Below are 22,026 nucleotides of genomic sequence, written 5' to 3'. Positions count from 1 at the left end.
AGTTTTACCAACTCTTAGAGCAGCCTAAATTGAGCTTAAAGACTCGTTCTTTATTTCAATCAATACATAAAGAACGAGTCTCTTTTGTAAAATAAATTCCGAACACAAAGCAACCATTTCCCAAGCAAATCCATCTAAGTAAAAAATCTATCATTCAAAAACTTGACTATGAAACGACCATGACGAAGAATTGCCACAAACAGGTATAATTAAAATCATGGGAGTTCCATCGAATACTAACTAAATAAACAATTTTAATGAGATGAAAACAAATGTTACGCTTCTTCTTGCCTTCCTGCTTACGGGGCTGCTAAGCTGCCAGCAAAGCAACGACGACGATCAACCCGAAACCAGGGAGCCCAAATCCATCGTACTTCCCGACTACGCCAACGAGGTGTTGACCAAAAGCAACCATTTTGGCATTTCGCTTTTTACTGAAGTAGCCGGTGCAGAACAGAAAAACATGATGCTTTCGCCCCTTAGCGCCAACATAGCTTTGAACATGGCCATGAACGGAGCAGCCGGCAATACTTTTACGCAAATGCGCGACATGCTCGGCTATAACAACCTGACTCAGGACGAAATAAATGAGCTTTACCAAACACTGGTAGAGCAATTACTGGAAGCCGACAACAAAGTGACGCTTAACCTGGCCAATGCCATGTTTTACAGGAATGGATTTCCGGTAAAACCTTCGTACAAAGAGGCCATGCAAACCGATTACCAGGCAGATATTGAAGGACTTGATTTTAGCGACGTAGTCAACACCTTGAAGCGAATCAACGGTTGGGCATCGGATCATACAAACGGAAAAATCGACAAAGTTTTAAATGAAATCTCAGGCGATGCAGTAATGTTCCTGCTAAACGCGGTGTATTTTAAAGGCGACTGGACACAACAGTTTGAAAAAAACGATACGGAGAATTTGCCTTTTACTCTCACCAATGGTGAAAGTATCGAAGTCCCTACCATGTCGGGAAAAATTCCGCTAAGAAGATACAACGGAAATGGATTCTCGGCATACGAACTCAGCTATGGCCGCGATAATTTTGTAATGGACCTTATTTTACCCAACGAAAGCCTGCCCGGAATGCTACCCGTATTTACCGGAGAAACCTACGAAGAAATCACTTCGGAGCTCGACCAGCAGGAAGCTAAAATCAAATACAATGTACTGCTGCCAAAATTCAAATTCAAGTACGAGAAAAAACTGAATGAGTATCTTCAGAATCTTGGTATGACAGATGCCTTTGGTCCTGCGGATTTCTCAAACCTGAGCGATGTTACCACGTTTATTTCCTTCGTAAAACAAAACACTTTTGTGGATGTAAATGAAGAAGGAACAGAAGCCGCCGCTGTTACTACCATCGGATTCGAAGTAACCTCAGCAGGCGGAGGAACACCTACGGTACATTTCGACAAACCGTTTGTTTTCGTCGTCCGCGAACGCACCACCAATACGTTGTTGTTTATTGGCACGGTTTATAATCCGCTAGAAGTATAATACCAAATTTACTTCAAGGTGAGCCTTAAATAATTTCAGAATATTTGTGTTTAGGCAAGGCATAAAAAGGAAGCATAGCCAAAGTTCTGTTGAGTTTTTATAACGAAGCATAAACGCAAAGAAATGGAATTATAAGGCTCAGTCTGAGGTAATTTTGGTATAAGCTCCCAACACCCTAAGGCCAACATAAAAAAGCTCCGGTCGTTTGACCGGAGCTTTTATTTAATTCAGATAGATGTACGTTTCCCATTTTTTGGATTTTCTGAAGACGGTAAACGTCTTGTTCGAAATCCCGGAATGCAGGCCGATTTTTGCTTTCCAAACCGGACCCCGTTCCCTGGTCTCTAATTTTCTGTTGTTTGTTTTCATGTTTTCAATTTCATCACATTGGCTCAATATACAAAATCTACCCAAACTTAAAAGAAATACGACCGATTATTTTCCCCAACCGGTTAAAAACAAGCCTATTCGGTAGATTTCACTTCGTAGCCACGCTTTTTTACAGCTTCTTTAATATCGTCGAGCTTCAACACCGAAGCGTTGTATTTTACCACGGCGGTTGAATCACTGAGCGTCACCTTCACGGCTTCAATTCCTTCCAAACTGCCGATCCCTTTTTCCACTGACATCACACAATGTTCGCAGGTCATTCCGCCAATACTCAGCGAAACTTCCGTCACCTCGGCCGCAGCCGCCGACTTGGCGTCCGTCTTCTTTTCTGCCGAACCACAGGCAAACAAACCAATGGCAAGCAGTAAAAACAGTACTTTCTTCATCTTTGTTAGTTTTTGATTTTTATTCTTATTCGTTCAATCGACTACCTAACTACCGGAGCAAGAATCTGCAGGTTCTCGGCGCTGGCATCTCCCATCACTTCTTTTACCTTTTTCCCCATCAATTTAGAAAAAAGTCCCGAGTTCAGCATCGACACATAAGTTTTTCCTCCTTTTTCGTACACGGCAACCCGGCAAGGCATTAAAGCAGATACCATTCGTTCGTTATCGTCGCTGAGAATTCTGTAGGCATGTTCCGGTTTGCACAACGAAAACACCTTTACCGGTCTTACTTCCAATCCGTTCTTTTTCATGGTTGCCTGCAAATCGTACACATGCGGCATGCTCCACTTGTTTTCCTGAACCGATTGCGTGATCGCTTCTACCGTTTCGTCAAAGCCAAGTTTGCTTTCGTTGATCACAAACATTTGTTTAGGCAAAACCACAACGATTAAAACCACCATCAGGCCTATTCCTACAAGTAATCCTGTTAAAAACATAGCTGCTCCTTTCTTCATTTTTAAAAATTTCTTTGATTACGAAAGAAACAACCATTCTGGACTTTTGTTCGATCAACTACATTGACACGTCCCCCATCGACCCGAACTTTCTTGCCCCAAAACGATGGAGAGCCAGTTAAAACTAACCGGCTCCCTTTTTAATACAATCCGTCGATTGATAAGTATCTTTCCCCATGGTCGTACGAGAAGGTAAGAATCCTTGAGCCTTTGGGCAGTTCCTTGATTTTTTTGGCCACTGCTGCCAGCGAAGCTCCCGAAGAGATTCCCACAAAAAGTCCTTCCTCTTTAGCCGCTCTTTGTGCGTATTCAAAAGCCTCTTCCTTGCCCACCTCAATGGTTCCGTCGAGCAACTCTGTATTCAGGTTTTTCGGAATAAAACCGGCCCCGATTCCCTGGATGGTATGCGGTCCCGGATCTTTTCCGCCAATAACCGGGCTGGTATCGGGTTCTACCGCAAACACTTTAATGTTTGGAAATTTTGCCTTTAAAACCTCTGCCACTCCTGAAATATGGCCACCGGTTCCCACTCCCGTGATCAGGTAATCAAAACCTTCCGGGAAGTCGTTGATGATTTCCTGTGCGGTAAAATCGCGGTGAACAGCCACATTGGCCGGGTTATCAAACTGCAACGGAATCCACGAATTCGGGATTTCAGCCGAAAGCTCCTGGGCTTTGGCAATCGCTCCCTTCATTCCCTTTTCTTTGGGAGTAAGTTCCAGTTCGGCACCCAAAGCAGTCAACACACGACGTCTTTCGAGCGACATCGACTCGGGCATGGTCAGGATCAGGCGGTAACCTTTCACCGCAGCCACCAGTGCCAGTCCGATACCCGTATTTCCGGAAGTGGGTTCAATAATCACCGAACCGTCTTTCAAAATGCCGTTCTTCTCTGCATCTTCGATCATCGACAGCGCAATACGGTCTTTGATGCTTCCCCCCGGATTTGTTTTTTCAACTTTTACCCATACCTCGTATCCTTCGGGGTACAATCGGTTCATCTTCACATGTGGCGTGTTGCCAATCGTTTCAAGAATGTTTTGTGCTCTCATCTTGTTAATTTTAATTTCTCCTTTACGGATTAAGACGCCACCTTTCCTTTGGTCTGCCGACTGTTCGGAACCTGTGTCATCTTGTTCTATTTTTTTGAGTTATATGTTTCTTCTAAATAAATGCCAATAAAAAAGCCTTCCCGTTATTCGGAAAGGCCTTGTTATCGTCACTCGACTAAGTTCAATTTATACTACGACAATACCTTTCCGGAAATTTCCGAACAGCAACACATATAAGTATGGTACATGATTATTGTCATAATTTGAGCAATATAGGTAATTTTTATTAAATCTAAATAACACACAAAGGATTATCCTTCTTTTTTTGAGATTTTTTAATTTTTATACCGCAACCACTTGATCAGCTCTTTCAAATTCACCTTTTTCCCGTACATCAGCAAACCTACGCGGTAGATTTTCGCAGCGGCGTAGATGGCTCCCACGGTTGCCAACACCAACAGCGCCATCGAAAGCAGAATTTCCCAGGTTGGTAAACCATAAGGAATGCGGGCCATCATAGCAACAGGCGAAGTAAATGGAATGATCGATGTCCAGAATGCCAGCTGCCCTTCGGGATTTTTGGCAATCGGGAACAGCAACATGATCGAAAGAATGAGCGGGAAAGTTACCGGAAAAACCATCTGCTGCGAATCTTCGTCGTTGTCGACAGCGGCACCAACGGCGCCCAGCAACGAACTGTACAAAAGGTAACCGGCCAGGAAATAAAATACAAACGAAAACAGGATCAGCGGAATATTCAGGTTACCGATCATTTCCATGATTTCGTTCACCTTATTGGGTTCGGCAGCCTGTGCCATGGCAGGATTCATTCCCCCCTGTGCTTCCATGAGGCTTTGCCCCATTTGCTGAGCCGTTTCAGGCGCAAAAAATCCCTGCACTACAAAAAGTCCGATACCGCCCAAAGCCACCCAAATCGCCACCTGAGTTAATCCAACCAACGCCGTACCGATGATCTTTCCGGCCATTAATTGCGAAGGCTTTACCGATGATATGATCACCTCGATGATGCGGCTTTTCTTTTCTTCCATCACGCTGCGCATAACCATGGCGCCGTACATAAACACAAAAAAGTAGATGATGATCCCCATCGCATAACTGGCAATAAATGCCACAATCGATGAGCTCTTTTTAGCCTCTCCCGATTCTGACAGCTTCAGCGTATTCAGCCGCACCGAAGTGCGGGTTTGCTTTAGCCGCTCGTCGAGGTCGGGAATACCCGAATCATCGATCACCTTCTGCCGTTTGTCGTTCTCGATAAAACGGCTCATCCGGCGTTCGATCTGCTCGGTCAGCTCCAAAGGCAACTGCTTTTCTGATACCAGCTGCGCCTGGTTGTTGGTGTAAATATTGCCGGGAATATACAACACCGCATAGTAGCCACTGCCTTTTAACTTACCTTTCAGTTCTGTGTATTCTTCTTGCGGGACAAAGTGGAATTTGGTAGCTCCCTGGTCACCAAACTCACCTAAAAACAGCGACGACTCGTCGTACACTGCAATGGTTCTCTCCTGCGTGTCGTCTTTCACCGAAAAATAGATCACCAGCGCATACACACCGGCAATCAGAATGGGCATCAATATCGTGAGAATGATAAAGGATTTCTTTTGGACCCTTTTCAAATACTCTTGTTTCAGGATTAAAAATGTATTGTTCATTGTTCTTTATTTACTTCATGAAGTGGTAATATTCGAAACCGTTTCTCACTTTTTGTTGGCGTTCTGAACCGCTTTGATAAACACGTCGTTCATGCTTGGGATCACCTCCTCAAAAGCACTTATTTCTACCACCGGCATCAAGGCCTGCAACAGGTCGTTGTTTGAATTGCCGTTCAGGTACTGAATTTTGAGGGTGTTTTCTTTCTCCGTTTCAGCATGGCCGATGATCTCGTACTGAGCCCCCAGCACTTTTTCCACATCGGCAAATTGTCCGCGGTAGCGTACGTCAAAAATGTTCGACTTGTATTTCTCACGGATCGCGTCAGTAGGACCATCCTCAATCTTCACCGATTTGTTGATCAGCGCAATGCTGTCACACAATTCTTCCACCGAGCCCATGTTGTGGGTCGAAAAGATAATGGTAGCTCCTTCGCTGCGGAGGTTCAGAATTTCTTCTTTCAGAAGGTTGGCGTTAATGGGGTCGAAGCCGCTGAAAGGCTCGTCGAAAATCAGCAGCTTGGGTTGATGCACCACCGTGGTCACAAACTGAACTTTCTGTTGCATCCCTTTCGAGAGTTCTTCCACTTTTTTGTTCCACCAGGGCATGATGTCAAATTTTTCGAACCACTTTTTGAGGTTGCGAACCGCATCCCCGCGCGACATTCCTTTCAATTGTGCCAGGTAAATCGCCTGGTCGCCGATCTTCATTTTTTTGTACAAACCCCTTTCTTCGGGCAGGTAGCCGATTTGCGAAATATCAGCGCGGGTCATTTTTCGCCCCGCTAAAAATATTTCGCCCTTATCCGGTGCGGTAATCTGGTTAATGATGCGGATCAGCGTGGTTTTCCCGGCGCCGTTGGGCCCCAGCAAGCCAAAAATGCTTTGCTCTTTTACCGAAATGCTCACATCCGACAGGGCTTTGGTAGAGGCAAACACCTTCTCCACATTCCGCGCTTCAAATAATTCCATATTGATTTTTATTGAATAGTATTTGTTTTACCGTACAAATTACGGCTTTGGTATAGATTATTAAAGAAAGCTGCAAAATAACAATCTCTGAAAAAATTATCGGTCAACGGGGCAATTTAGCCGACAAACGCTGAGCTGCAAGTGTTCTTATTTAACATTCCCTGATTTATTCCACATAAAGTAGTTCTGAATATTCAGCTGTTTTGGGATTGGACCTTGTTAGCAAGGATGTTTTACAAATCATAAATCCAATCCAGCGTTGGCAGCAAACGTACTAGCTACGTTAGCTTCCTTTTCTTTTGAACGACAAACGTACTGAGTACATTCATTCACTTTTCATAGGGGGGCGCAATGTACTGAGTACATTGCCTCCTTTTTCGATTGGACGACAAACGTACCAAATACGTTACGTCCTTTATCTTCTGGGCGACAAACGTCCTGACCACGTTGCTCACCTTTCATCAGGACAAGAAACGTTGGCTGTTTTTTCTTGTAGTGCACGGGACAAAGCTCATTCTAAAATTTAACAGTTTAGCAATTTGGCAATAGTTCGTAGCACGAAACACTCTGAACTTTAAACGCTGAACCCTGAACTCAGTACCTCAATCCTTCAGTCCTTCAACAAAAACACCGGCCTTCAAAAAAAGAAAACCGGTGTTTTGCGTTGTATCGTCGTCCGATGTTATTTCGGATCAAAGTCTGTTTCATCGCTCACTTCAGGAGCCTCTTCAGTAGCCACTTCTTCGGCGGGTGTGCCTTTCAGATAATTGGGCAGTTCCATCCCGGCCGATTTAAATACATCGTCGAGCGGAGGAAGAGAGCCCAGCAGTCCCTGCATAAAGTTGGCAGTCGATGTTTTACCGTCTTTGCCGTTACCGGTTTCCCAAACCGTAACTTTATCGATCTTAATGTTCTTGATGGCTTCCACCTGTGTTTTCACCAGTTCAGGCAATTTGTCGGTGATCATCATCAGGGCAGCACTTTGTGCATCGCCACCGGCAGCCTTCACCAGTTTTTCAAAACCTTCGGCCTGTTTGCTCAGGATTTCGTATATACCTTTTCCTTCTGCCGCCATTTTCACGTAAATCGCGTCGGCTTCCCCTTTGGCGATCCGGCGTTTTTGTTCGGCTATGGCTTCGGCATCAATCTCCACTTTTTGTTTATCGATTTCGGCCGGAACCACAATGTTGGCCACCTGCGTAGCTTTGTCTCTCTCGGCCCTCACCTGCTCGGCCAGTTTTTCGGCAGCATAGGCTTCCTGCAGCGCCTGGGCATCGGTTACTTTCTCGGCAGCCACCGCACGGCGGTTCGCCTCAGCTTCCCTCTCCCGACGATCGGCATCCGAGTTGGCAATCGTAACTTTTGCCAGGTTCTCCCCTTCCACAGCGGTAGCATCAGCACTGGCCACCTGCACACGTTGTTCGCGATGTGCCATGGCCTGTCCAATTTCCCCGTCACGGTTTTTCTCCGCCACACTTTTCTTGGCGTCGTTGATGGCCTTTGCAGCAGCTTCTTTACCCAGCGCTTCAATATAGCCCGACTCGTCGTTGATGTCGGTTACGTTTACGTTGATCAGTTTCAAACCGATCTTTTTCAGTTCCGCTTCCACATTTGACGAAACCGCTGCCAAAAACAAGTCGCGGTTGCTGTTGATCTCTTCGATTTCCATGGTAGCCACTACCAAACGCAACTGACCAAAAATGATGTCTTTTGCCAGATTGCTGATCAGGTCTTGCGATAAACCCAGCAAACGCTCGGCAGCATTGTTCATTACATTGGGTTCGGTTGAAATACCCACCGTAAAACGGGAAGGCACGTCCACACGAATGTTTTGCTTACTCAGTGCGTTGGTCAGGTTGATTTCGATGGAAATAGGTGTTAAATCCAGAAATGCATACGAATGAATGATGGGCCAGATAAACGCAGCACCCCCGTGAATACACTTCGATGAACGTGATTCGCGGTCGGAGCCTTTGCCAATTTTACCATACACCACCAGAATGCGGTCGGAGGGGCATCGTTTGTACCTCCTCATCATTGCCACCACTATTACAAAAAGGAAAAAGGCGGCAACGGTGATTAGAATAACAAAATAATCTTGCATTGATTTTTAGTTTTTATGGGTGTTTAATTTCCTTGTTTTTTTACCAGCAGAATGCTGTCGTCGATCACATCAACCACCTGTACAATGGATGCGGTGGCAATTTCATCCAGGTCGTCGGTAATGGCATCGAGCGTACGCACCGATCCCTGAACTGTAAGCTGCACTTTTCCCATCCCGCCTCTTTGGGCCGGAATACGAAGATACACCTCGCCCAGCCTACCAATGGCATTGTTCATTTTCAAAGTGCCGTTCTCGGCCAGTTTCGACATCAGGTAAAACAGCGTCCCCATCAGCAACATCATCAGCAGTCCACAAAAAACCGCCAGCAAAATGACAAGCCACGGTGCCATTCCGGCATTGATAAAGCCAATTCCGGACCAGCCAAAAACCGCAAAGAAAGCCACAATGTTTTTCACCGATATAAACTGGAAAGGAATGGTATCGCCATCTGCAATGTCGGCATCCACGTCGGTGTCGACATCGGTATCCGTATCTCCGCCAAAGATGGAAAGCACCATCAGCAAAATCAAAATAAGGGTAGTTGGAATGGCCAGGTACCAAAATATTCTTTCGAACAATTCCATTGTCGACCAATCCGGGAGTATTGAAATTAACAGCATGGGAAAAGAATTTGTAGTTTTCAGCTAATTTAATCGAACAGAAGTTTTTTCCAACAAAATTGGGGTACTGGTTTGCTGAAATATGTTCAATAACACTTTAGCATCTTTCCATTTTAGGGGAAACGGCATTTGAGTGCAGCCTAAAACACAAAAAAATCTACTGTCTTTTATCTTTTAACCACAGAGGGCACAGAGTAGACACAGAGCAACACTGAATTAGAAGTCTGCCCGGCATATTTTAGCGGATGGAGTCATAAAAAAGAGGTCGTGACTCGGGGCTCAAAGCTCAAGGCTCGCAGCTCATTCAAGCATTTCCCATACAAACAAAAAGCGCACCCCGAAAACGGAATGCGCAGTGATGAAACGTTTATTCTGTTTAACCAATAATTCTAAAAATGATGATGGATACTTTCCTGTAAGTACGGATGATTTTTGGGAACCAGCGAAGCTTTTGTCAGGGCAGTTCCAACTACCCATGCAAACAAGCCCGCATAGCCAAGGAAAGTACCGATTTCGAGCAAGCCAAATTTGGCTTCGTGAACCGTTGCCGGCCAAATAATATAGTACAGCTCGGTATATTGCCCGATGATCAGCAACAATACCACCGGAAGGATGATCATTTTACTGCGCGAAGATTTACGCGGCATCAAAACCAGGAACGGTACGGCCCAGTTGAGAATGATGTTTGCAAAGAACAGAATCTTGTAGGTTCCTTCCCAACGCTTTACAAACCACATGGTTTCTTCGGGAATGTTGCCATACCAAATCAGCATGAATTCAGCAAAATTAAAATAGCCCCAAACGATGCTCGCCATAAAAATATAACGGGTAAAGTCGTGCAGGTGGCTTCCGTTCAGCTGCTTGTAATATCCTTGTTTTGAGAGCAGAATCACGATCAGCGCCATGATGGACGAAGCATGCAACAACCCGGCAATAAAACTTTTGCCGGCAAACAGCGTGCTGTACCAGTGCGGTTCGAGCGACATCAGCATATCAACTCCAAACAAGCTGAATGAAAAGGCGATGATGAATATAAATATCTTGGAATACCGTTCCGATTTCTTGAAATACTCCATACCTCCGTGCTCATCTTCCTGTAAAGAAAGCTTGCGCAACAACCGCGACATGATTATCCACAGTGCAAAAAATACCACCACCCGGATAAAAAAGAAGGGAATGTTCAGGTAAGGCGATTTGAACTGCAACAAATGATCGTGCTGAACTACTTCGTCGTGGGTCCATTCGTAAATCGAATGCATTCCGAAATACATCAACACGAAAAAGCCCGCTGCGTATGGGAAATAGGAAGCCAGGGCTTCGGGCACCCGTTTAAACATGGCCGACCATCCCGACTGCGTGATGTACTGGATAGCCCCAAAAAAGGCGGCCCCCACTGCCAGCGACACGAAATAATAATTGTTCAACAGGTAATTGGCCCACGTACGTTTGGCATCGAACACAAAGCCCAGTGCAAACGAAAGCACCCCAATTCCGATGAGCACATACGTGAGTAATTTAAATTTCTTTGAAAGAACAACTCTCTCTTCCATAATCGGATATTTTGAAAACTATTTCTGTAACTCGTTTTTAATATACATCGCAATCTTCCAGCGGTCGTCGGGCGAAAGCATCGAACCGTGTTCTGCCATAATTCCGTAGCCCACGGTAATTACGTGGTAAATATCGGCCTCCGGGTTGGCCCTCATCTTTTCGCTGAGCAAACTGGCCGGCGGATAGGTGTACTTTTTTCGTACAAATAACTGTCCCTGTCCATCGCCCTTTTCGCCGTGGCATTGTGCACAGTAAATGTCGTATTGCTTTTTACCGCGTGTCAGATTGTCTTCCGTCAGCGGAACTTCGCTTACCAGTGTCTGGGCTGCCAGCGCACGATCTTCATCCGTTTTCTGATAAGGATAAGGCATCATCCCGCGGGGAATGGTCCCGGCCACCGGTGGCTGCATGGTTTTCCCGTCCTTAAAATTCGGATTAGGCGTGTAGCTTTCGTAGGCCGATGATTCCACCATATCGTCGAAATACTGCCAGCCCGTAGCCCGGCGGTCGTAATCGCACGAGGTGAAGGCAAAAGCAAAAAGTAAAAAGGCAAAAGAAAACCTTGTTTTTTTGATGAAATTCATTGTATCTGATTTAGTCTCAATACTCATATCTCCTTGTCTCCATACTTATCTTTGCATTACTCTACTTCTCCGTGTTCCCTGATAATTTCCTCTACAGCCTTTGCGTTGTCGCCCAGGTTTTCAGTATCGAGCACGATTACAAACTTGTCGTCGGTGGCACGTTCATGAAAAATCTCAGCTTTTTTCCCCGGAAATATCTTTGCCCTTGCGGAAAAAGTAAACAGAGTAAGCAAAGTGATCGAAAGGATGGTAGCCACAATGGTTACCACAATAAACGAAGGGAAGGCGTTAAAAGGCTTTCCACCGTAATGAAGCGGCCAGTCGATCACCGCTGCGTAAGTCAGGAAACTCAGAATCCCGACAGCAGCAAACAAACCGTAGAAGAAAGCCGCGTGAGTGATCCGGGTTTTCTTTCCCATTCCCTCCAGAATTTCGTGAATCGGATAAGGAGTATACACTTCAGTCGGTAAAATTCCTTTGGCTTTGATCTTTTCGAAAGCATCCACCAAAGTTGCCTCATCGTTGAAAACTCCCAGAATATACTTCTTACTCATGGCCGGTAGATTTTAGTTGTCCGTTGTTGGGTTTATCAAATTTAGCCACCGATTTCAGTTCCGAAATAGCGATCATCGGGATATAGCGGAAGAACAGCAAGACCCCGGTAATAAACATACCGATCGTTCCGGTGAAAAAGGCGATCTCCACCCAGGTAGGCGAATACGACGCCCAGGCAGAAGGCAGGTAATCGCGGCTTAGCGAAGTAACCACAATGTTAAAACGCTCGAACCACATACCAATGTTGATGATAATTGAGATGATAAACACGACCCACATCCGGCGGCGAACAGCCTTGAACCAGAACAACTGCGGAATAACCGCATTGGCAATAAACATAGCCCAGAACTGGAAAGCATATTCCCCGAATAACCGGGTTCTGAAAAAGAGCGAAAACTCGTAATCGTTGGCAGAATACCAGGCCATAAATACCTCGGTAACATAAGCCGTTCCCATGATCAGCGAAATAAAGATCAGGATGCGGCACACTGCATCAACGTGTGAGTCGGTAATAAAATCGTTCATTTTATAGAGGCCGCGCATGGTAATTACCAGTGTCAGTACCATCGCAAAACCTGAGAAAATAGCACCCACCACAAAGTAAGGCGGAAAGATGGTTGTATGCCAGCCGGGTTTCACAGAAACCGCAAAGTCGGTAGAAACGATCGAGTGAACCGATACCACCAATACCGCGGCGATACCACCCAGCACAAAACTCAATCCTTCGAAACGCAGCCACTCTTTGCTCGATCCGGTCCATCCAAACGAGAAGAAACCGTAAACTGCTTTTTTTACCTTCGATTTGGCAGTGTCGCGAATGGTCGCAAAGTCAGGCACCATTCCGAAGTACCAAAAACTGGCAGATATAAGAAGGTAAGCCGAAATGGCCACAAAGTCCCAGAAAAGCGGTGAATTAAAGTTCACCCACAAAGGGCCCCGGGTATTCGGGTAAGGAAAAATCCAGAAAAACAACCACGGCCGTCCCATGTGTAACAGCGGAAATAAACTCGCACAAAACACTGCGACCACGGTCATTGCTTCGGCGGCGCGGTTAATGGCTGTTCTCCACTTCTGACGCAGGATCAGCAGGAAAATCGAGAACGCCGTTCCGGCATGTCCGATACCGATCCACCACACAAAGTTGATGATGGCCCATCCCCAGGCAATGGAGTTATTCACCCCCCAGGTACCAATCCCCGTGGAAATCGTAACGTATTTGGCATACAGTCCAAAACCAAACATACTCAGGCTGACCAGCAAGGCGGCATACCACCAGAGTGGCGGCTTCTTTCGGTGAATCGGGGCAAGGATCTCCTGCGAGATTTGCCCGAGGCTTTTATCGCCCTCGATCAGTTTTCCTCTTACCTTCGAATTGTACATAAGTTATTATGCTTTTGACCTCAAACCCCAAAGGGGCTTTTCTGGCTTAGTTATTTACTATTTTATATCCCATCAAAATCTCACTACTCATTACTGAATACTTAACTCTTCTTATTCCTTACTTTGGTTAAATATCCTACAGATGGCAAAGTATGCAACTCTTCCAGCAGATGGTAGTTTCGTTCGTTTTTGAAGTATTTCGAAATTTTGCTGTTCGGATCGTTCAGGTCACCAAACACCAGCGCATCTGCCGGGCACGACTGAACACAGGCCGGTTGAATTTCTCCGTCTTCGACTTTTCTTCCGGCAACACGGGCTGCAGTTTTCTTTTCCTGAATACGCTGTACACAGAACGAACACTTCTCCACCACCCCGCGCGAACGAACCGTCACATCGGGGTTCAATACCATCCGGCCCAACTCACTGTTCGAATTAAAATCGAAAGCATCGTTTTTCACGTATTCAAACCAGTTAAAGCGACGCACTTTGTACGGACAGTTGTTCACACAATACTTGGTTCCCACGCAGCGGTTGTAGGCCATTTGATTCAAACCTTCGTCGCTGTGCGGAGTTGCCGAAACCGGGCAAACATTCTCACACGGCGCATTGTCGCAATGCTGACACATTACCGGCTGGTGGTAAACTTCCGGGTTCTCGGGGTTATTCGAAAAGTAGCGGTCAATCCGAATCCAGTGCATGATACGGCGGTTGCGCACCTCTTCTTTCCCGATCACCTGAACATTGTTCTCTGCCTGGCACGAAATCGCACAGTTGCTGCAACCGATACACGACGACAGATCGACTGCCATTCCCCAATGGTGCCCTTTGAATTCGGGAGCCGGGTACAGGCTTACATCGTGTTTTTCGTGTTCTTCTTTTAACTCGTTGCCCGATCGCGGATCGATTTGCCAGTCGCTGAAATTGGTTTCGCGCACAATTGGCCGGCCTTCCATCGAGTGATGCGTCTGCGAAAGCGCCAATTCAAAGGTTTTAGCAGTAGTCTGCACATCGGCACCCGCTACCCAGAATTTCCTGGCTCCGTTCTCAACCGACACAAAGGGGTACATGTTTGTCCCCACTCCGTCGCCCACTTTACCAGCCACCTCACGGCCGTAACCGAGCGCCACCGAGATGGTTCCGGCAGCTTGTCCGGGCTGAATAAACACCGGCAACTCAACACCGTTAATAGTGATCACTGACTCGTTCTGAAGTCCGTTTTCCTCGGCCCATTTTACCGGAACCGCAGCAAAGTTGTCCCAGCTGATTTTGGCCACCGGGTCGGGTAATTCCTGCAACCACGGGTTGTTGCCCGAGCTTCCGTCTTTTAATCCCACACTCTCGTACAAAACCACTTCCCAGCCGTTGGATTCTGACAGAGCGCTCAACGCTTCTCCCAGTCCGGCTTCGGAATAAGTAAGTTCCGGACTTGCATTTCCCGGCTCGAAAACGCCTTTTTGCAAGGTGTCGTTCCAGAAAATGCGGGCATCAGTATTGGTATTCTGAAGTTTGGAAAGTTCCTCGCTCCAGTGCTTTTTTACAAATTCATAGTAATTGGGTGTTTCTTCTCCGGCCCACTTCAGCAAGCTCTCCTGAACCTGCCGACTGTCAAACAGTTTGGAGATGGTGGGCTGCGCCAGGCTGAACATTCCTGATTTGGGTTCAGCATCGTTCCAGCTTTCCAGGTAATGCGGCTCCGGACAAACCCAGTGACAGGCGGCCGTGGTTTCATCTTTTCGGTCGGAAAAAGAAAGCGACAACTCGACGCCCGCAATCAAATCTTTTAGTTCGCTGCCTTTCGGATGGTTGTAAACGGGGTTAACTCCCCAACACAGCACCCCGGCAACGGTTTTATTTTTTAATTCTGAAATGAAAGTCTCAAAATCGGCATCAATTCCCTGATGCGTATTTAGTGTCCTGCCGGTCAAAACAGTATTTCCGTAATTTCCGAGCAGTTGGTTAATCGCGTTTACAATCAACTGAGTATGTACGTCGTTACTTCCGGAAACCACCAGCGACTGTCCTTCGTTTGCCAGCAGATCCTCGGCCAGTCCGTTGATATCAACCGGGCTGGCAGGAGCCATCACCGTCATCGAACCCTTTGCCTGCAACAACTGGTAATAGAGCGCTGTCAGGATTGTTTTTTCTTCCGAAGGCTTGACCGGAAAGCGAACATCGGCATTGGAGCCGGTCACCGTCATGCCCGTTTCAAATTGATAATGACGATTCATAACGTCGCCTTTTTCAAGCACCCTTCTGCCAGCCGAATAACCTTTGATGTATTCCACCGACGAAAGCCAGGTTCCCAGGAAATCGGCACCAAAACCCACAATTACTTTCGCCTTTTCAAAACGGTAATCGGGAATAAAAGCCGCACCAAAACTCAGCTCGTTGGCTTTGAGTATTCCCGCGGCCGAAACGGCATCGTAAGGGAGCCACTCCACAACCGGGTATCTTTCCTGAAATTGCTGAATTACTTTTTTGGTAGAAGGCGAAATGATGGAAGAAGTGAGAAGTACAACTTTTTTGTTGTCCTGGTTCAATTGCGCCAGTTTCTTACCAATGTAATCATCTACCTCTTCCCAGGTAGTTGCCTCGCCTCTTTTCAGCGGTGTTTTAAAACGGGCATCGTCATACAAATTCAAAACCGAAGCCTGCACCCGGGCCGAAGTTCCGCGTTGCGAGACCGATGAAAGATCGTTTCCTTCAATCTTAATCGGACGTCCATCACGCACTTTTACCAACACACTGCAATATTCATTGCCTTCAAAATAAGAAGATGCGTAGTAATTGGCCACACCCGGAGTTACTTCCTCGGGTTTTACAAGATAAGGGATCGCTTTATCGACCGGGCGTTTGCAACTGGCAACCACTGCTGCCGCAGCCACACTAAACCCAAAAGTTTTAAGGAAATCGCGGCGGGATGAACCGGCGGCTTTTTGAGCAACAGCCCTCTTGGCATCCACTTCCAGCCTGATCTCGCTTTTCTTAAATGCTACCGGATCATTTAACTCGTCTAAACTTCTCCAATATTTTGTCATAATTTTTAGCTGTTAGGCGCTAGTTTACAATCTCTAGCTCTTTAAACTTTCAACATTAAATTTTGAACTTTACGCGATTACCAATCGCATTTCCCTTGGTTTCTTCAAACTCTGAACTAATAATGACAACGCATACAATCGTTGGCACCAATATCATTGGCAGTAACCGAATCGATCGCTCCCGATTTCAGGTCTTCGTGCAGTTTTACAAAATGTTCGTAATATCCGTTTCCTTCAAAGTCAACTTTTGTGTCGCGGTGACAGTCAATACACCAACCCATTGATAGATCGGCGTTTTGACGCATGATATCCATTTCCTCCACCGGCCCGTGACATTGTTTGCAGTCGAGTTTACCCGAGCCCACATGAATCGCATGGCTAAAGAAAACATGATCGGGGAGGTTATGAATTCGCACCCACTCAATGGGTTTGCCGGTTTCGTTGGCTTCCACCACTTTGGCAATTTCGAACTTGCCGCTGTGCGTTCCTTCCCGGATCAAAACATGGCAGTTCATACAAAGATTGGCTGCCGGAATTCCGGCCGACTTGCTGTTCTCTGCAGTGGTATGACAATACATACAATCGATACCGTTGTCGCCAACATGCACCTTGTGCGAAAACTTCACCGGCTGATCGGGAGCATAATTTTCCTGCCGCCCCAGTTTAATGGCATCGGTAACAATCATTTTCACCTGCCAGCCAAAAGCTCCCACAAAAATGAGCATCGGAATAACTTTCCATTTAATATTGTGCAGGAAGATCAACTCAACCAAGGCCCAGGTGAGCAACAAGCCTAATGCAAAAAACAGGATCAGGTTGAAATATGTGGGCTTGGCAGGAGCCGGACCCTTGTGTGCCAGATTATCAAGATAAAGCTTGACGGTTTTCAGGTCTTCTTCTGCAATTTTGAAATTTACATGCGATGCCTCCATTTTCGCTCCCGTGGGATTCATAACAGATGCCTGAAATGAGGCAAAATCCTTGTCAACAAACTTGAGGGCCAGGTCCATGGCCGAAGGATTCCAGTTCAGGGTATCAACGGGATTGAGGTTGTGACACGAAACACAGGATGCAAACTCCCGGTTCGCCGGCAACAAACCTTTGAAAAACCGTTCCCCGCGTTTGACCTCCTCCTGCGAGTGTCCGTCGGTCACCACAGATTCGGCAGCAGCATAAATAGTATTGGAAATTGAAAAAAATGCAGCGAACAGGAAAATGAAAACCGGCAGATTTTTCCGCAACATTTTCCCAACGAAATATTTTCTCATTCTGTTCAGTTTAGCAATGTAACTAAGGCTTTTTATTGGATAAATCACCTATATTAACAATAGACTCTCTCTATTGTTCCTAATAAATTAAATTTTTTTTGAATTAACTGAACACCTGACAATTGCACCTTCATTTCATGCAAAAAACAAGATAAAAACGGCCTTTTCGAACAGATAAAAACGCAGAAAAAAGATCTAATTCTCTTCTTTCTCCAACCCGCGGGTCATTTTTTGAACCAACTTCATATTTTCGAGGAACTCCCCGGCGATCACTCTTAAAATGGTGTACACCGGAATAGCCAGAATCATTCCTAGAATACCGGCCATGCTCCCGGCTGCCAGAATCACCAGGAAGATTTCCAGCGGATGGGCTTTTACGCTGCTGGAATAAATAAAGGGCTGAAACAAAACATTGTCTAACACCTGAACAAGTCCAAACACCAATGTCATCCACCCCAACATCGGGAGGGTTACAGTCATAAAATCAGCATGGATATGAAGTGCTGCCCCAATCAGCAAACCCAGAAAAGCTCCCATCCACGGGCCCAAATAAGGAATGACGTTGAGAATTCCGCAAAACAGGCCGATCACAACAGCATGTTCAAAACCAATGCCCACAATGGTGAGGCCAACCGTGTCGAGCAGCATCACCATAAACACCTCAAACACAAGCCCGATAAAATACCGGCGCAACAGATAGGAAATGGAATCGAGCGCATGCGCAACCTTTGTTTCCAGGCTACTCGGGACCAGCAAAATGATGAATTCCCGAAACATGTTCTGCTCTTTCAGGAAGAAATAAGTGATAAAAGAAACCGAGAAAAAACCGATCAAAACCTCGCCCAATGTTCCGGCTACCACGCCAAACCAGTTCGAGACTTTGGAAAAATCGATTTGTGCACCGATGGTTTCACTCATGAGATCCAGAAAACTTCTCTCGTTTATGTTAACCGGCTCGCGGGTGAAGAACTTCTGAATACTCAACAGCGGCTCCTCAATCGAATCCAGCACCGCCGTAAAATCAATTTTTGAGAGGGTTTCCAGTTCCTTGATCAGCAGCGGAATTATAAAACGAAAAAAGGAAAGAAAAACAATCCAGATAACTAAAAGCGAAACAAAAGCTGCTATTCCGGAAGAGATCCTGAAACGTCTGTATTTCAACTTAGTGAGCCAGCGCATCAGCGGCCGCCCCATGAAAGACAGCACTACCGAAACCAGGATATAGGTAACAATATTGCTGAAATACCACATAAGAAAAAGGATGAACAGAAATCCGGCGATCAACAGGGTATTGCGGGTCCAGCCTTTAAGTTGAATCATTTTCGTTGAGCTTTTTAACAAAAGTAAGTGATAAAATCGAAAATCCCTTGAGCCGGTGAAGGAAATCAAAACACCTGCCCAATGACCGGTTGTGCATCTAATTTTCTATTTTTAACACCAAATTAAGCGGGTGAAAAAAGCACTAAATACAGTTTCGGCCTTTCAGTTTTTCCAACTGGCGCGTTATTCCACACTTATTCTTATCGGTATTGTTTTTGCCAAAACAGCGCTTACACAAAGCGAAATCGGCGAATACGAAACCTTTGTTTTTGTAGCGGGCGCACTCAGTTTCTTTTGGCTCAATGGTTTATTAAAAGCATTGTTGCCCATCGGAAATAATTCGGAACGATCGAAAACAAATATCTTCAGTGCGTTCCTGGTCATTCAGGCTTTTAGCTTGCTTGCGGCTTTGCTGCTGTACTTTTTGCAACCCTTGTTTTCGCAACTGCTTTTAAACCGCCACCCGGTTCCGGAAATCAATTTACTACTTGCATTTATTATACTAAGTGCACCCGCCAGCCTGGTAGAACATTACTACCTGCTTCGCAACAAAAACAAGGCGATGGTAATTTACGCCATCATCTCTTTTGGCTTGCAACTCATTTTGGTGCTGGTTCCCGTTGTTTTGGGTTTTCCCATAAAATGGGCGCTCATCGGGCTTGTGTTGTCTGCATTCTTCCGGTATGCCTGGCTTTGGATACTGTTGATTGTCAACAACGAATTATTTGCTTCCGGGGCGTTTATCCGTGAGCACTTAAAGCTTGGCAGCCCGCTGGTTATTGCCACTTTGCTTGGCGGATCGGCACAATTTGTTGATGGTTTTATAGTTACCTCTCGGTTTAGCGAAGAAGCTTTTGCGATATTTCGTTACGGTGCACGCGAACTTCCACTGGCAATGCTAATGGCCAATGCGCTGAGCAGTGCCATGTTACCCGCCTTTGCCAACGACAGCAACCGCCACGAGAACCTGCAACAGTTAAAAGCCAGCGTTACCCGGCTGATGCATTTTCTTTTCCCGCTGACGGCTGTTTTGCTCCTTGTTTCCAAACCGCTGTTCCCGCTTGTTTTCAATCCCGGTTTTGCTGAAAGCGCCACCGTTTTCAATGTCTACCTTTTGCTGATCATCAGCCGCTTGATGATGCCGCAAACCATTCTGAACGGACTTCAGATTACAAAACCCATTATGCTGGCCTCGGTTATGGAATTAATTCTGAACGTCAGCCTGAGTCTTGTATTTGTTCAGTTTTGGGGACTGCCGGGCATTGCTTTTGCCACTTTTATTGCCTTCCTGTTTGAAAAAATCTACCTTGCCTACAGTGTAAAAAAACGGTTTAATATTTCCATCGCTGCCTACCTCCCGGTTGGAATATATACACTATATTCCCTCGGAATTGTGGTAATCTTTATTTTTGCTGAATTAATTTACTAGAAAATGGATTTTATTCTCGATAACCAGGAAACCGAAGAACAATATCAAAACCTGCTCCGGGCCATCAAACTGCGGAAAAGCGGCGAGGTTTCCGATGCCATGAACCATCAGGGAATCAGCTACAAACTGAACTGGGGAGTTTCCATCATCGATTTGCGCGAACTGGCAAAAAACTACAAACGTAATCATTTACTGGCGCTAAAACTCTGGAACAAACAGTGGCGCGAAACCATGATCCTGGCCACCCTGCTCGATGAACCTTCCGAAGTAAGTGAAGAACAGATGGGTTTCTGGACAAAATCGTTTGAAACCACCGAAATTGCCGAACAGGCATCGGCCAACTTATGGTGCAAAACCAAGTTTGCGTTTATCAAAGCGCTTGAATGGTGCCGCGGAAAAAAGCACATCGTACGTTTCACGGGGGTTCACTTAATGGGGCGCCTGGCGATTACTGACAAAAAAGCCATCGACGAAATGTTTGAGCCTTTTTTCGAAGAGCTTCCCACGTTGGCCCGCGACGAAAAGCTTTTTACCCCACTTTACCGCGCAGTTATTGCCATGGGAACGCGCTCAAAACAGCTCAACACGGCTTGTATTGAGCTCTCGCAAAACCTACAGTCCGACAGTTCGGCAACAGCCGTTCTACTGGGCAATCAGCTTTACGAAGAACTGACAAGCGATTACGTACAGGAAACTTTCGGCGAGGAAAAGCCTTAACTTACTTTAACTGCAATCTTGTCAGCCGGAATTTAATTTGGCAAACAGTTTGATTTAGCCCAACCTTGATGACATGAATATTGTTACATTACTCAACAACAGAAATTATAAACAATTAAAATGATGAACATTTCAAAATCTTCGAATCCCGTTTTCAGAGAAAATGTATTTAGCAGGGATTATACAAATCCCTCGCAAGCCATGACCATAAACGGGACCATGAACAAAACCGCACTGATGCTTTTACTCGTAATTGCCGGTGCCGTTTTTACATGGAATAAATTCTTTGAAGCCATTGCTACCAGCCCTGAAGCAGGCATGGCCGCAGTCGGCCCCTGGTTGCTGGTAGGCGGAATCGGTGGTTTTATTACCGTGCTTGTTACTGTTTTCAGGCCACAGAGCTCGGGTATTTCGGCTCCTATCTATGCTGTTTTCGAAGGCTTGCTGCTGGGAGGTATTTCAGCCATCCTCGAAATGAAGTTCGACGGGATTGTTATTCGCGCGGTAGCATTAACCATGGCCGTTTTTTTAGCCATGCTTTTTCTTTACCGTTCGGGTGCCATTAAAGTAACCAACAAATTTATGATGGTGGTTTTTGCAGCCACGGCAGGCATTGCTCTGGTGTACCTAGGGAGTTTTATTGCCGGACTGTTTGGGGCTCAAATGTCGTTCCTGTATGGGAACTCAAACTTCAGCATCGGTTTTAGCCTGGTGGTAGTTGCTGTTGCAGCACTTAACCTGGTACTCGACTTTTCATTTATTGAAAGAGCTTCGGCTTCGGGCGCTCCCAAATACATGGAGTGGTACGGTGCCTTTGGCTTGATGGTGACCCTGGTATGGTTGTACCTGGAAATTCTTCGGCTGCTTTCGAAAGTTGCCAGCCGCGATTAATAAAGTTTCCGCTAGTTTAAGAAAAGGATTTATCTCGTATTGCGGGGTAAATCCTTTTTTAATTTCCTTCCAAAAAC

The 22,026-nt window shown here is 45.8% G+C and carries 18 protein-coding genes; 4 read left to right on the top strand and 14 right to left on the bottom strand.

The annotated features are described in order from the left end of the window. Positions 1-262: 262 nt before the first annotated feature. Positions 263-1,504 (top strand): serpin family protein, encoded by a 1,242-nt coding sequence (locus tag D1614_RS04725; protein ID WP_119436743.1) that lies wholly within the window; start codon positions 263-265, stop codon positions 1,502-1,504. Between the two features lie 464 nt (positions 1,505-1,968). Here the strand turns inward: D1614_RS04725 and D1614_RS04720 are convergent, their stop codons facing one another. The 14 genes from D1614_RS04720 to D1614_RS04655 all read right to left on the bottom strand — a co-directional run bounded on the left by D1614_RS04720 (position 1,969) and on the right by D1614_RS04655 (position 18,912). Then, the gene (locus tag D1614_RS04720) at positions 1,969-2,280 is read right to left on the bottom strand and encodes a copper ion binding protein (RefSeq protein WP_119436742.1); all 312 of its coding nucleotides are present in this window, start codon (positions 2,278-2,280) and stop codon (positions 1,969-1,971) included. A gap of 41 nt (positions 2,281-2,321) precedes the next feature. Then, positions 2,322-2,795 carry a DUF302 domain-containing protein gene (locus D1614_RS04715; RefSeq protein ID WP_119436741.1) on the bottom strand — a complete coding sequence of 158 codons (474 nt, stop codon included), beginning with the start codon at positions 2,793-2,795 and terminating at the stop codon, positions 2,322-2,324. A 140-nt stretch (positions 2,796-2,935) separates the two neighbouring features. Further along, positions 2,936-3,847, bottom strand: a complete 912-nt coding sequence (cysK, locus tag D1614_RS04710) for a cysteine synthase A (RefSeq protein ID WP_119436740.1) — start codon at positions 3,845-3,847, stop codon at positions 2,936-2,938. 335 nt (positions 3,848-4,182) lie between these two features. Next, positions 4,183-5,523 carry an ABC transporter permease gene (locus tag D1614_RS04705; protein ID WP_119436739.1) on the bottom strand — a complete coding sequence of 447 codons (1,341 nt, stop codon included), beginning with the start codon at positions 5,521-5,523 and terminating at the stop codon, positions 4,183-4,185. A gap of 45 nt (positions 5,524-5,568) precedes the next feature. After that, on the bottom strand, positions 5,569-6,492 hold the full coding sequence (locus D1614_RS04700; RefSeq protein ID WP_119436738.1) for an ABC transporter ATP-binding protein: 924 nt from the start codon (positions 6,490-6,492) through the stop codon (positions 5,569-5,571). Positions 6,493-7,174: 682 nt separating this feature from the next. Further along, positions 7,175-8,596, bottom strand: a complete 1,422-nt coding sequence (locus D1614_RS04695; protein ID WP_119436737.1) for a flotillin family protein — start codon at positions 8,594-8,596, stop codon at positions 7,175-7,177. Between the two features lie 23 nt (positions 8,597-8,619). Continuing rightward, positions 8,620-9,216: a hypothetical protein gene (locus tag D1614_RS04690; protein ID WP_147384021.1), complete on the bottom strand. Its 597-nt coding sequence runs from the start codon at positions 9,214-9,216 to the stop codon at positions 8,620-8,622. Positions 9,217-9,605: 389 nt separating this feature from the next. Continuing rightward, positions 9,606-10,766 carry a quinol:cytochrome C oxidoreductase gene (locus tag D1614_RS04685; RefSeq protein ID WP_119436735.1) on the bottom strand — a complete coding sequence of 387 codons (1,161 nt, stop codon included), beginning with the start codon at positions 10,764-10,766 and terminating at the stop codon, positions 9,606-9,608. 18 nt (positions 10,767-10,784) lie between these two features. After that, complete coding sequence (locus D1614_RS04680; protein WP_162304417.1) at positions 10,785-11,351, bottom strand: c-type cytochrome; 567 nt, start codon at positions 11,349-11,351, stop codon at positions 10,785-10,787. 56 nt (positions 11,352-11,407) lie between these two features. Further along, a complete protein-coding gene (locus D1614_RS04675; protein WP_119436733.1) occupies positions 11,408-11,905 on the bottom strand; it encodes a DUF3341 domain-containing protein in 498 nt (165 codons plus the stop codon). Further along, on the bottom strand, positions 11,898-13,286 hold the full coding sequence (gene nrfD / locus D1614_RS04670; protein ID WP_119436732.1) for an NrfD/PsrC family molybdoenzyme membrane anchor subunit: 1,389 nt from the start codon (positions 13,284-13,286) through the stop codon (positions 11,898-11,900). Before nrfD ends, D1614_RS04675 begins: the two co-directional genes overlap by 8 nt. A gap of 101 nt (positions 13,287-13,387) precedes the next feature. Continuing rightward, a complete protein-coding gene (locus tag D1614_RS04665) occupies positions 13,388-16,324 on the bottom strand; it encodes a TAT-variant-translocated molybdopterin oxidoreductase (protein WP_119436731.1) in 2,937 nt (978 codons plus the stop codon). Between the two features lie 116 nt (positions 16,325-16,440). Further along, on the bottom strand, positions 16,441-17,592 hold the full coding sequence (locus tag D1614_RS04660) for a cytochrome c3 family protein (protein ID WP_119436730.1): 1,152 nt from the start codon (positions 17,590-17,592) through the stop codon (positions 16,441-16,443). Positions 17,593-17,787: 195 nt separating this feature from the next. Beyond that, the gene (locus D1614_RS04655) at positions 17,788-18,912 is read right to left on the bottom strand and encodes an AI-2E family transporter (protein ID WP_119436729.1); all 1,125 of its coding nucleotides are present in this window, start codon (positions 18,910-18,912) and stop codon (positions 17,788-17,790) included. A gap of 130 nt (positions 18,913-19,042) precedes the next feature. Here D1614_RS04655 and D1614_RS04650 point away from each other — a divergent pair, with 130 nt between their 5' ends. The 3 genes from D1614_RS04650 to D1614_RS04640 all read left to right on the top strand — a co-directional run bounded on the left by D1614_RS04650 (position 19,043) and on the right by D1614_RS04640 (position 21,949). Beyond that, the gene (locus tag D1614_RS04650) at positions 19,043-20,341 is read left to right on the top strand and encodes an oligosaccharide flippase family protein (RefSeq protein ID WP_162304416.1); all 1,299 of its coding nucleotides are present in this window, start codon (positions 19,043-19,045) and stop codon (positions 20,339-20,341) included. Between the two features lie 3 nt (positions 20,342-20,344). Further along, a complete protein-coding gene (locus D1614_RS04645; RefSeq protein ID WP_119436727.1) occupies positions 20,345-21,058 on the top strand; it encodes a DNA alkylation repair protein in 714 nt (237 codons plus the stop codon). Between the two features lie 120 nt (positions 21,059-21,178). Further along, a complete protein-coding gene (locus D1614_RS04640; RefSeq protein ID WP_119436726.1) occupies positions 21,179-21,949 on the top strand; it encodes a Bax inhibitor-1/YccA family protein in 771 nt (256 codons plus the stop codon). Positions 21,950-22,026 lie beyond the last annotated feature (77 nt).

Source organism: Maribellus luteus (genome assembly GCF_003576475.1).
In the GTDB taxonomy this organism is placed as follows: Bacteria; Bacteroidota; Bacteroidia; order Bacteroidales; family Prolixibacteraceae; genus Draconibacterium; species Draconibacterium luteum.
The sequence above is the reverse complement of the archived record's forward strand: the minus strand, read 5'-3'. Positions and strand labels throughout refer to the sequence as shown.